The 12,963-nt window shown below is 43.3% G+C and carries 9 protein-coding genes; 6 read left to right on the forward strand and 3 right to left on the reverse strand.

What is annotated here, in order from left to right:
- The first annotated feature begins 160 nt into the window (after positions 1-160).
- The 5 genes from BHC43_RS06035 to BHC43_RS06055 all read left to right on the forward strand — a co-directional run bounded on the left by BHC43_RS06035 (position 161) and on the right by BHC43_RS06055 (position 7,039).
- Positions 161-2,431: an NADP-dependent malic enzyme gene (locus BHC43_RS06035; protein WP_100156808.1), complete on the forward strand. Its 2,271-nt coding sequence runs from the start codon at positions 161-163 to the stop codon at positions 2,429-2,431.
- Between the two features lie 78 nt (positions 2,432-2,509).
- Positions 2,510-3,013 carry a transcription elongation factor GreB gene (greB, locus tag BHC43_RS06040; RefSeq protein WP_100139899.1) on the forward strand — a complete coding sequence of 168 codons (504 nt, stop codon included), beginning with the start codon at positions 2,510-2,512 and terminating at the stop codon, positions 3,011-3,013.
- A gap of 192 nt (positions 3,014-3,205) precedes the next feature.
- Positions 3,206-4,117, forward strand: coding sequence for an AAA family ATPase (locus BHC43_RS06045; protein WP_100152355.1), 912 nt, complete (start codon positions 3,206-3,208; stop codon positions 4,115-4,117).
- Positions 4,101-5,036, forward strand: a complete 936-nt coding sequence (locus tag BHC43_RS06050) for a hypothetical protein (protein WP_100156809.1) — start codon at positions 4,101-4,103, stop codon at positions 5,034-5,036. The genes BHC43_RS06045 and BHC43_RS06050 overlap by 17 nt, the downstream gene beginning before the upstream one ends.
- Positions 5,036-7,039, forward strand: a complete 2,004-nt coding sequence (locus BHC43_RS06055; RefSeq protein WP_180297437.1) for a transglutaminase family protein — start codon at positions 5,036-5,038, stop codon at positions 7,037-7,039. The genes BHC43_RS06050 and BHC43_RS06055 overlap by 1 nt, the downstream gene beginning before the upstream one ends.
- A gap of 836 nt (positions 7,040-7,875) precedes the next feature.
- On the opposite strand, the gene BHC43_RS06060 is transcribed toward BHC43_RS06055, so the two are convergent.
- Both BHC43_RS06060 and grxB read right to left on the reverse strand, forming a co-directional pair.
- A complete protein-coding gene (locus BHC43_RS06060; RefSeq protein WP_100156811.1) occupies positions 7,876-9,588 on the reverse strand; it encodes a thiamine pyrophosphate-dependent enzyme in 1,713 nt (570 codons plus the stop codon).
- A 274-nt stretch (positions 9,589-9,862) separates the two neighbouring features.
- The gene (grxB, locus tag BHC43_RS06065) at positions 9,863-10,510 is read right to left on the reverse strand and encodes a glutaredoxin 2 (RefSeq protein WP_100156812.1); all 648 of its coding nucleotides are present in this window, start codon (positions 10,508-10,510) and stop codon (positions 9,863-9,865) included.
- Between the two features lie 236 nt (positions 10,511-10,746).
- Between grxB and hemF the strand changes: the two genes are divergently transcribed.
- Positions 10,747-11,673, forward strand: a complete 927-nt coding sequence (gene hemF / locus BHC43_RS06070; protein ID WP_100156813.1) for an oxygen-dependent coproporphyrinogen oxidase — start codon at positions 10,747-10,749, stop codon at positions 11,671-11,673.
- Positions 11,674-11,697: 24 nt separating this feature from the next.
- Here hemF and BHC43_RS06075 read toward each other — a convergent pair whose 3' ends face one another.
- Entirely contained in the window at positions 11,698-12,921 is a 1,224-nt protein-coding gene (locus tag BHC43_RS06075) for a chloride channel protein (RefSeq protein ID WP_180297438.1), read from the reverse strand.
- Positions 12,922-12,963 lie beyond the last annotated feature (42 nt).

Here is a 12,963-nt window from a genome sequence, read left to right on the forward strand (position 1 = left end):
CAGATAATAAAACGGTGCATGATTTTGTTAAATAACGCTATAATGTGAACTACTTTTATCAATGCCTATGATTTATAAATTGCTCTGATAGAAGTGACTTTTAGCGTGCTCTTTCAAGAACAGCTTATTGGTGTTGAAAAACCTAAGACTGAGAACAGATATGGATGAATTAATCAAAGAAGCAGCATTACATTTTCACGAAGAACCCCGTCCCGGTAAAATTCAGATTACGCCAACCAAGCCGCTGGCTACTCAATATGATTTGTCACTGGCTTATTCACCGGGTGTGGCTGCACCATGTATGGAAATTCACCGTGATCCCTTGAATGCATATCGTTATACTGCTCGCGGTAATCTGGTGGCTGTAATTTCCAATGGTACAGCCGTGCTGGGGTTGGGCAATATTGGTGCATTAGCCGGCAAACCGGTAATGGAAGGCAAAGGGGTACTGTTCAAAAAATTTGGCGGTATTGATGTATTCGATATCGAAGTAAACGAAACTGACCCAGATAAACTAGTTGATATTATTGCTTCTCTAGAGCCCACTTTCGGTGGTATCAATCTGGAAGATATTAAAGCACCGGAATGTTTCTATATTGAGAAAAAACTGCGTGAACGTTGCAATATTCCGGTATTCCATGACGATCAGCATGGTACTGCCATCATTACCGCAGCAGCGATTAAAAATGGTTTGGAAGTAGTAGGTAAGGACATCAGTCAGGTTAAGCTAGTCTGCTCTGGAGCTGGTGCTGCGGCTATTGCTTGTCTGGAGCTCTTGGTAGCGCTGGGCATGAAACGCGAAAACATCACTGTGTGTGATTCTAAGGGAGTAATTTACCAGAATCGCGAAGAAAACATGGTGGAATCGAAAAAACTATTTGCCATTCCTGATAATGGTCAGCGCAAGCTGGCTGATGCCGTACATGGCAAGGATATTTTCCTTGGCTTGTCCGGCCCAAATGTTCTGAGCGTAGACATGCTCAAAACCATGGCTAAAGACCCGATTATTTTGGCTATGGCCAATCCGACTCCAGAAATCTGGCCGCCGGAAGCCAAAGCAGCGCGGCCGGATGCTGTAATTGGTACAGGACGTTCTGATTTCCCGAATCAAGTAAACAATGTATTGTGCTTCCCGTTCATTTTCCGTGGCGCGCTGGATGTCGGTGCTACCACTATTAATGAACAGATGAAATTAGCCTGTGTGCACGCTATTGCTGAGCTGGCAAAAGCCGAGCTGAGTGACGAAGTTTCTGCAGCATATGGTAATGCCGAGCTGTCTTTTGGTCGTGAATATCTGATTCCTAAACCTTTTGACCCGCGCCTGATTGCGGTTGTTGCTCCGGCTGTTGCCAAAGCAGCGATGGATTCTGGTGTTGCAACCCGTCCGATTGCAGATATGGATGCTTATGTAGAAAAACTGAGTCAGTTTGTTTACAAATCCAGTCTGTTTATGAAACCGGTATTCTCACAGGCGAAGAAAGATGTAAAACGTGTGGTATTGTGTGAAGGTGAAGATGAGCGCGTTTTGCATGCTACGCAGCATATAGTCAATCATAAACTGGCTTACCCAATTCTCATCGGCCGTCCGGCCGTTATTGAAGCACGGGCGAAAAAGCTAGGTCTGACTATTCAGTCAGGCAAGGATTTTGAAATTGTCAATAATCAGGACGATCCGCGCTACCGTGAATATTGGCAGGCTTATTATGAGCTGCGCAAACGTCACGGCGTTACTGAAGAGATGGCACGTCGCCGCATGATTAGCAGCTCTACACTGATTGGTGCCATGATGGTACGAATGGGCAGTGCTGATGCTTTGCTTTGTGGTACGGTTGGCCGCTTCCATGATCATTTCAATATTCTGGAAGAAGTAATTGGCTATAACAATGCTGAGCAGAATGCTTGTGCAATGAATGCACTCATTATGACTTCCGGCAATATGTTCATTGCTGATACTTACGTCAATCCTGAACCTACTGCCGAGCAAATTGCTGCGAACACACTGATGTGTGTGAATGAAATCAAACGTTTCGGTATCGAACCCAAAGTGGCGCTGTTGTCTAATTCCAACTTTGGTTCACTGGATCAGCCCAGCAGCAGCAAAATGCAGGAAGCTCTGGCTCTGATTAAAGAAGCAGATCCAGAACTGAATGTTGATGGTGAAATGCAAGGTGATCTGGCTCTGGATGAAAAACTGCGTCAGAAATTAATGCCGGACTGCAAGCTTAAAGGTGCAGCCAATTTGCTGGTGATGCCTAATGTTGAGGCAGCCAACATCAGCTACAATTTGTTGCGTACTTCTTCTAATGGTGTAACCATTGGCCCGATTCTGATGGGTATGAATGAATCCGTGCATATTGTTACTCCTATGGCTTCTGTACGCCGTATTGTCAATATGGTTGCTTTGGCAGCAGTGGATGCGCAGCGTAAATAACCACTGACTTAGCTGAAAATGAAGCAGGCTGTCTGTATTTTTCAGACAGCCTTTTTGTGTTAACGATGGAGACAAATTATGTCTGATGTGCAGACGCAACCTGCGCCCAATTACATTACGCCAGCCGGTCATCAGGCTTTACAGGACGAGCTTTATCAACTGGTACACAAGGAACGGCCGGAAATCGTGAACGTGGTTAACTGGGCAGCCGGTAATGGTGACCGCAGTGAAAATGGTGATTATCTGTATGGTAAACGCCGGTTGCGAGAAATTGACCGACGGATTCGGTTTTTGACTAAACGGCTTGAGGCTGCTCAGGTGATTGACCCAGAAACACGTGAGGCAAGTGATCAGGTATTTTTCAGTGCAACGGTAACTATTCTACGCGGCAATGGTATAGAACAAACAGTACGCATCGTGGGTACCGACGAGATTGATACTAGTCGTAATAAGATTTCATGGGTATCGCCGCTGGCACGTACATTGCTTAAAGCACATGAAGGTGATGAAGTACGCCTGCATGGTCCAGATGGGGTGGAGAATATTGAGATACTGGCTGTGGAATATATTCGCATTGATTAATTTACTATTTAGCATACATAATGTTAAACTTAGTTATTAATCATACAGTTTGTGTTTTCAGTTTGTACTTTTATCAATGCTTTTTGCATGAAGATCTAATATACAAATTTTAATGTGTTTATTATCTTTGAATAGGCATTGTAACTATTATCAGTATTGCTGCCAAATACCCTTTATCTACTATTTTAATACATGAATCCAAAACTAGAACCAATTTTCAAACAGCTTAATGCCCTGATTCTGGGTAAACAACAATTACTGATTCAGATTGTGACCTGTGTTTTAGCTCGCGGGCATATTCTGCTGGAAGATGTCCCAGGGGTCGGCAAAACCACGCTCGCTCATGCACTGGCTGCTGTATTGGGATTGAAATACCAGCGCGTTCAGTTCACCAACGATATGCTGCCGGCTGATTTGCTTGGTGTGAGTATATTCCAGCCTAAAAGTGGCGAATTTGTGTTTCATCCGGGACCGGTTTTCAATTCCTTTTTACTGGCCGATGAAATCAACCGTGCTTCACCCAAGCTGCAATCCGCTTTATTAGAGGCGATGGAAGAAGGGCAGGCTTCTGTAGATGGGAAAACTTATACACTGCCTAAGCCCTTTCTGGTAGTGGCTACACAGAATCCGACTGAACAGCTCGGTACCTATCCTTTGCCTGAATCGCAGCTTGATCGTTTTTTGATGTGTCTGAGTATCGGCTATCCTGCTGAAAAAGAAGAGAAGCAGCTTTATGTTTCTGGCGGACGCCGCCAGTTTGTACCACGCCTAAAAGCCGTTTGTAATGGGGAAACATTGCAGCAGTGGCAGGCAGAAGTAGCTAAAGTTAATTTATCTGTTGCCGCTGCTGATTATGTGTACCGACTGGTGGCAGCTACACGGACTCCGGGCATGTTTGCTGTTGGTCTGAGCCCTCGTGCAGGTCTGGCAGTGGTACAGGCAGCCAAGGCCTATGCTTGGATACATGGGCGAGCGCATGTGGTACCGGAAGATGTAAAAGCGGTTTGGGTGTCTGTGGGCGCACATCGCCTGCAACCAGTGCAAAGTCAGTCTAGAAGCAGTACGCTCCTTAAAGGAATGCTAGAACATGTTGCTGTGGTCTGAACCACCGTCTCCCACGTTGATAGACGGGCATACAGCTTTGCGTGCTCGTAATATACGTTTTAATCTGACACGCATGGGATGGGGATTGGCTATTGCCTGTATTCTGCTGTGGATTATGGCGGTGAATTATCAGATCAATGTAGCTTATGCGCTGGTATTTTGGCTGCTTGGGATATTGGTATTTGGGGCGCTGGCCAGTTTCCGGCAGCTAAGTGGTCTGATTCTGGCTGTTGTGCCGCAATCAGAATATTTTGCCGGTAAAGATTGTGTACTGACTTTACGTGCCTGTGACAATAGTAAACGAACACGTTGGTTATGGTTACAGACGGCACAGGAAATTAGCGGTACTCCAGAGGACTGGCAGCTGTGGAAAATTACACCTGAGAATACTGATTTTGTCTGGACATTACCACCACAACGGCGCGGCATTTTACCAACACTAATGTTAGCCGGTGCCAGTATGGCTCCGTTTGGCCTGATAATGATTAAAACACAGTGGGAATTTACAGATGAAATTGTTATTTTTCCAGAACCGATCGAACATACTATTTCGTCAGTAAGAAGTAATAGTGGTGAGCAAAACAGCCAAATCAGTCAGAGTGGACAAGATCCGGCTTATCTACTTCCACACCAGAATGCTATTTCAGCACGGCAGATTGCATGGAAGCATTATGCTAAAAGTGGTGATTTACTGGATAAGTATTTTGAACAAGGTGCTCCGCTGGCAGATCCATTGCTGATTTCCTACCGCGATTATCCGCAGGGCACCAGTGTAGAACAGATGGCCAGTAAGATGTGCTTTAGAGTATTGGCCGCAGATGCCCGTGGTGAAAAGTATATTCTCGAATTACCGCGGCAGCGCTATGAATCAGCGACTGCACAACGAACACAATGTCTGAATGCTCTGGGTAGATGGTAATGTGGCTAGCTGATCCGGTATTTTTACGTAAATCTCCCCCTAAGCGCACGCAGTTAATACTGTTGCTGATGCTGGCTTGGATAGCTTTACCGTTGTTGTTTGATTTACCTATTAGTGTTGGTGCAGCATTTGCCTTGATCTGGCTGATACGTGTGGGTTTACTTTTTACTAAAATTAAAAAGCTGCCAATATGGGCATTGGTAATATTATTGCTGGGTTCGACGGTATGGATATATTTTCGACTGGGCACCATCATTGGACGTGATGCTAGTGTTTCCTTGCTGATGCTGATGATTATGCTGAAAGCTTTCGAGGGAGAAACCTTACGTGACTGGCAAATTCTGCTTCTGGCTCAGTTGATTTTAATGGGTGGCGGTCTATTGTTTAATCAGAGCATACTGATGGCTCCTTGGCTGATTGTGGCTTTATTCTGCCTTATTTCGGCTTTAGGTTTACTCGCTGCTACTCAGCCATCAGCCGCTATTCGTCAGGGTGCATTGATTCTGTTACTGTCTTTTCCCTTGGCGGTGATTCTGTTTCTTGTTGTCCCACGCAAAGATAAGCCCTTATGGGGAATACCCCAGCCGCAGCAATCAGCTGCTACAACAGGTATATCGGATACGCTGGTTGCGGGTAGTGTCAGTAATTTAGTTTTAGACAATGCGTTGGTTTTCAATGCTACCTTTGATAATGATGTTACACCCAGACCAGCCGATCTTTACTGGCGTGTACTGGTAATGGGTAGAAATTATGATGGTGAATGGCGGGCAGTAAAAGAACAATATACAGATGAAGACTCTTTGCAACTGCCGTCTAAGGATAATTTGGCTCAGCAAAGCAATAATCGGCTTTTGGGTTACCAGCTGATTCTTCAGGATGACCATGGCCGTATTCCAGCGCTTGATCAACCATTGGCTGATAGTCAGCCAGATTTGAATCGGCGTGTTGGCAATGTGGTGCGGGTAAATCGTAGCAGAGAAGGTTTACGTCGTATTCATTTGTATTCTCAGTTGACGCCATATTTATATCAGCAGATGGATGAGGCATTACTGAATTATTACACTCAGCTGCCGGATGGATTAAATCCGCAAACTCGTCAATTGGCACAGCAGCTGGCCAGACAATCTGGTGGTAGTGAAGAATTCATTCGTCATATAATGGATTATTTTCGTAATAATCACTTTCAATACACACTCGCTCCTCAATCCAGTGATGAACCTATAAATCGTACAGATTTTTTCTTATTTCAAAGTAGGGAAGGATTTTGTGAGCATTATGCAGATGCCACTGTGTGGCTGGCAAGAGCGGTAGGAGTGCCTGCACGAGTGGTAGTTGGCTATCAGGGTGGTGAATATTATCCTGAAGGGAAATTTTGGCAGATTAGAAGTAAGGATGCTCATGCATGGGTTGAAATCTGGATTGCGGAAAAGGGCAGATGGCAGCGTGTGGATCCGACTACTGCAGCCGCTGCTTCACGGATAGAAAAAGGAATTGAGGATGCTCTCCCCGCAGGTCAGCGTGCCAGTTTGACATCTTCTTATCCTTTATTGCAGAAATATTTGGATAATGGCCAGTTTTACTGGCAGCAATGGGTTGTCAACTATGATACAGGAAGCCAGAAATCAATTCTAACGTGGCTAAATTTGAAAAATTTACCTGTATCGGTACTGGTTGTGATGATTGTTATTGTCATCATCATTATGGCATTGCCGTTAGTTTTTTGGTTGCGGCGGCAGGGAGATGTGCAGTCACAGCCGCTTACTGACGGTATTAATTTGCTGAAGCAAACCGTAATAGAAGGTGAAGAAGATGAATTAGCGGCAATGGGACCGCTGGAGCTGCAAGCTCTTTTGGCCGAACATAATCTCCTTAATGCAGATTTGGCAGCTTTGCTGGTGCAATATATTGATTGGCAATATGGTGCAGGTGGATTGCCAGACAAGCGACAGCAGCGTGTTTGGTATCGTAAGATGAAAAAAGCTGTCCGTCAGCTAAATAAATAGGAATAAACGGGTGTATCCGTTTATATATCTTTATTGATGCGGATTCAAAACGATTTTTAAACGAAAACTACCCAACTATTGAGCTTAACTCAATCGCTGGGTAGCTTATTACAGCTGTGAATGATCATATTAATTTCTAGCCTGAAGTTTTTCTGTGTGGTCTGTGAAACAGTCCGTACAAAATTCCCGCAGACAGATAGCTTTTAATCAATTTGATTAAAAGCTATGAAATAACAATACGTTAAATCATTTTAATTGAAAAGAATTAATTGTTGTTAATGTTTAACTATTTGATTTTAATAATTATAAATTTTTAATAAAGTGTTGTTAAAAATGAAATATCTTTTTTTAATGCGAAGCCAATAAAATGATGGTTGATTCTTTGATGTCTGTTGTTTTGAAGGGATTGTTAAAAAAAGCAGCTATTATTGAACATAATAAGTTAACATTTTAATTATAAAGTATTATTAGACTGTGTGAATTCTGTAAGCCGCAATGATTTTTAAAACAGAAATCTCAAAACCAATTTAGGGCAAAGCTCGATTGAGAATGAGTCTAGGCTATAAGGTAGCTGATGATTCTGAGCCAAGGTGTGTCAGATATCTTACGCTATTCTATTAAATGATATTTTTTGGGATATTGGCTGGATATTATTTTTTTTCTGATTTTTTGTATTTAGTAATGTGGTATTTGGGAAAATTCCAAACTCTAAACTTAGGCTGATTTAGAAGCAGTTTCGTTAAGATAGATATTTTATATGGTTTACCAAAATCTGACCGATATAATAAAACTTACTGCTCAACCGGATGCTGAGCAGTAAGTTTGTTAGTTTTGGTTTAAATATTATTTTTTATCATGTCGATAACATCTTTACCTTTGCCTTCGAGAATAGCTTTAGAACCATACCAAACCATGTTTTTAACATTCTCATAGCTGATTGAAGGTGGCATAATCAGTTCTTTGTCGCTGATAACCACGTCCAGCAAAGCTGGTCCTTTGTGTGCCAGAAAACTTTGAACGGCTGTTTCCAGCTCGGAAGATTTGCTTACACTTTGCGCGCTGAAGCCACAACCTTCGGCTATAGTCTTGAAGTCGCCGTTTTTCAGGTCTACATACACTTCAACCAGTCCTTCACCTTTTTGTTCCTGCTCAACGAAGTTTAGAGAGCTGTTGTTAAAAACGACAATTTTAATGGGCAGATTTTCTTGTTTGGCAGTAAGTAAATCACCCATCAGCATGGCTAGTCCGCCATCACCTGATAAAGAAATTACTTGCCTGCCTGGAAAAGCTTTTTGAAAGCCATAAGCCTGAGGCATGCTGTTAGCCATGGTGCCATGCTTCAGGCTGGTGAGAAAACGCCGTTTACCGTTCATGCTTAGATAGCGGGCACCCCAGAGCATCGGTGTACCGACATCTGCCGTAATCAGAGCATCATCATCTGCATATTTATCAATTAATTCAACTAATTGCTGTGGATGTATTGGGTGTTTATCATCCGGGGTGGCAAATGATTGAAATTTCTCCATGATTTTGGCAAATAGTGCAGTGTAGTGATCCAAAAAGCTGCTATCGCTTCTTGCTTGAATTTTTGGGAGCACAGTTTGCAAAGTGGTTTTTACATCTCCAACTAGTCCTAGATTGATTGGATGACGTAGCCCCAGCTGAGTGGCATCATGGTCAATTTGAATGATGCTGGTGTGGTCAGGATAGTATTCAGACCATGCAAAGCCACAGCCTAATAATAAAAGCGTATCGCATTCCTTGATTGCTTCATAGCCGGCTTTGGTGCCGAACATACCCGTCATGCCTACTTGATAAGGGTTATCCCAGGCAATGCTGTCTTTAGCTCGTGAAGTGTGTACCACCGGAGCTTTTAGTTTTTCTGCCAGAGCAATCACTTCGTCATGAGCATCTTTACTACCATAGCCGGCGTAGATGGTGATTTTTTTACCCTGATTAATGGCTTCGGCTAGTTTTTCGATTTCTTGATCATTTGGTCTGGTTACCGGCTGTGGATGCCAAATTTGTATAGGTTGTTCGGCTATTTCCATCTTGCTGATGTCACTAGGCAGGATGACCACGGCTACACCACGTTTATTGATGGCAGCCTGAGCAGCTTGCGTAAATATGCGTTGTGCTTCCTGTGGCTGATTTACCATCTGACAAAATACGCTGGTATCCTGATAGACTTTGAGAAAATCAACTTCTTGCGGAAAGCCAGTTCCCATTGAAGTAGCGGCTAATTGGCTAGCAATGACAATCACAGGTGCATTGTTTCGATTTGATTCATATAGGCCATTAATCAAATGCAGGCTGCCTGGTCCACAGGAACCGGCACAAGCTGTAAGCTTGTTGGTAATCATGGCTTCCGCACCAGCGGCAAAGGCTGCAGCTTCTTCGTGACGGGTATGTACCCAGTTTATACTGCTTTTTTGGATGGCTTTGCCGACAAAATTCAAAGTATCGCCGATGATGCCATAACAGTTGCTTACTCCTGCTGCGGTGAGTACATCAACAAGTATTTCTGAAACGGTTTTGGTTTTAGACATGATGTATTTCCTCTAAAGTTGATTACTTATTAATGCTTTGAATAAATATAGAGTAGGCTGAATATTCATTTAAATATCATGCCTGTAATTTATATTCAAAATATTCAAATTAAAGGTATGTTAATTCTTTATCAATATTTAATCTATTGTAGTATTGTGAAATCCACAATACAATAATGTTAATAAAATTCATTATAAGTTTATAATTTTAAATATTATTTAAATAAAAAAGCAGCCGCTAAATTTAGCGGCTGCACTTTTGGGAGAGGTTGTTTCAGATGGCGCGGTCATCAAACAACGGAATACGCGTAATGCGGCTCATGCTATGCATGTAGTCTAATACAGGTGCAGTCCATTCAATGCCTTTAACCATAGTAAGATTGCGCAGAATCGGGAACAACAGGATGTCTTCCATGCCAAAAGTTCCATTCGCACCACGGTCGCTGTGAATGAGTGGTGATAAGGCAATTAAGTCGGCATTCAGACGTTCGATGTAGGTTTGGCTGTTTAGTAGATGCTGTTGAAAATCGCCGTAGATGGCAGTTTTTTTGTTGACGAAATAATCAATGGCACTTTGGGTGGCAAATTCAGGCAGATTAATCTGTGTACAACGTGGCGCGGTGAGGAAGTTTCGGTAAGTATCAACGATTTTGATCCAGCCCTGAATTTCTGGTCGGACAGTAGGGCTTAAGGGGGTACTGTCTGAAAGATTGTCGATGTATTGCACAATATCCAGACTTTCACCCATGGCGCTGCCATCATCTTTGACTAGTATGGGTACCATTTTTTTGCCAATGAGTTTTATGGGTGTGTTTTCATCATCATTTAGCAGAAAAATATTTTCAACTGGTACTATTTTTTTTCCAAATATCATCCGCGCACGGACGCAAAATGGGCAATGGTCGTAAAGATAAAGTTGCATTGAAATTTCCTTATTTTAATAATGTGCGTAATAAATTTAGTGCCAAAGACACAATTCAGACATTTATCGGTTTATTGATATTTTTACTGATGTATTGCGGTTGATAAATGTGCAGTAAAATACTTTTTCTTACACAATAATCCACAGATTTAAAAATTCTGTTGCTGTGGTTGTTTTGTGCTGTAAATTAATTAACATTATACATATATTAATTAATCAAAGTTTGTGGTTTTTTCATGAGTGGTGATGCATTTAATCAAGTTTTAGATTTTTTTAAAAATTTACAGATCGATTTAGCTGATACTTTGGCAGGAGCTGATGGAACGGGCAGTTTTGTAATAGATAATTGGTCTGGAGCTTTAGGCTCTGGTTGTACGAGGGTTCTAAAAGACGGGACAGTATTTGAACAGGCAGGAGTAAATTTTTCCCATGTAAAGGGTAAAGCAATGCCGGTTTCTGCTACACGGCAACGTCAGCATCTGGCTGGAGCACCTTATGAAGCTATGGGGGTATCACTGGTAGTCCATCCGCGTAATCCCTATGTGCCTACTAGCCATGCCAATGTGCGTCTGTTTGTGGCCTATCCTGAGCACGCCAGTCCTGTATGGTGGTTTGGTGGAGGCTTTGATTTAACACCGTTTTATCCGTTTGAAGAAGATGTTTTACACTGGCATCGGGTAGCTCAGGCAGCTTGTCAGCCATTTGGAGAAGCAGTGTATCCGGAATTCAAACAGTGGTGTGACCGCTATTTTTATTTGCCACACCGGCGAGAGCAGCGGGGGGTGGGCGGTTTGTTTTTTGATGACTTGAACCGCTGGGATTTTGCTCAATGTTTTGCTTTTATAAAGGCGGTGAGCTCAGCCTATACACAAGCATATTTGCCAATTGTGGCGCGGCGCAAGAATTCATCATATGGCGAGCGTGAACGACAATTTCAACTCTACCGGCGCGGACGTTATATAGAATTTAATCTACTCTGTGACCGAGGCACACAGTTTGGTTTAAATGCTGGCGGACGTACGGAATCTATCCTGATGTCTATGCCGCCTGCTGCCCGTTTCGAATATCAGTATGAGCCTGAAACGGGTTCTGCTGAAGCTCAGCTAGCCAAGTATTTACAGATACACGACTGGCTGGCAGAGGGTGAAACTTGCTCAGTATAAATGAGGGAATTCGGCGCAGATTTTCTATTTGTTTAGTGCCTGCTGTACTGGAAGAGCAGTCAGCAGACACAAGCTGACTGGCATAATAATATCAGGTGTGATATTGGTTATTTCTATTACAAATAATATTGCGGTCAGAGGCATTTTTTGCTGTACTGCCAGAAAAACTGTTGCTCCAACTACTACGGCTGCTATCAAGGGCACAGGAGGCAATATACTATTCCATGCGGTAGCCGCAAGTAAGGCAACAAGGCCACCAATCATCATTGAGGGTGTAATAAAACCGCCATAAGCACCGGCTCGTGTAGCCAGTAACAAGGCAAGCCACTTGCCAATAAGCAGAGCTGCTGCATATTGCCAACTAATGCTGTCATTAAATAATAATTCATTACCTGCTTTCCCGTTGCCCAGTATTTCCGGCAGCCACATTGCCAGTACACCTATTAGTACGAAAGCGGCAACACTGATAAAAATTAGGCGCGGTGTGCTGCGGTTTGCGGGTTTACAGTAAGCTAATTGCTGTTGTAACAGCCAAGAACCGGCGGTGATAATAGGGCCGAGTAATAACGCCCAAACTAATAATGTACTATTAAGAGTAAGTGTCGGTAGCTGATAGGAAGTTGAACTGCCTAAACCCAACCGTGCTACCCATGCCGCAGTTGTGCAGCAAATTAAGGCAGCAATCACGCATTGGCGTTGAAAGCTGAAAAGTAGCGTTTCTAGAGCAAACAGGGCACCGGCTAGTGGTACATCAAACACCGCTGCCAGACCTGCTGCCGCACTACAGGCTAAGAGAATTTTCCGTTCCTCGGCGCTGATTTGCAATCGACGGCTGATGCAATCCGCCAGAGCAGAACTAATTTCACGTGGAGCGGTTTCCCGCCCGAGGGGTGAGCCCATACCCACTGTTAAAATCTGTAGCAACGCATGAATCACACTCGTACCTAGCGGTATGGGGGTGGTGCTGGTACTGATGGCCTGTTTGATATTTACTAGTTTGGCACCAAAATGGTGCAGCAGAAACCAGCCAATGCCACCAATTATGCCGCAGCCAGACACAGCCAGCAGACGATGCATAGCACTGGTTTGTTCTACCATGTCTCGAAAAGTGATGCCGTCAATACGCCTGATGCCATAGACAAGTTGCTGAATCATATGCAGCAGTCCGATTAAGGACATACCTGCCACACCAGCAATGGCTCCGCAGAGCAATAATAAAGCAATCATTCTGGGGCTTAATCGGGTCATGACAGTATGCATCAGTGGTAAATAAAAGTGGTTTTTACACTT

The organism is Snodgrassella alvi, from assembly GCF_002777855.1.
GTDB classification, from domain to species: domain Bacteria; phylum Pseudomonadota; class Gammaproteobacteria; order Burkholderiales; family Neisseriaceae; genus Snodgrassella; species Snodgrassella alvi_E.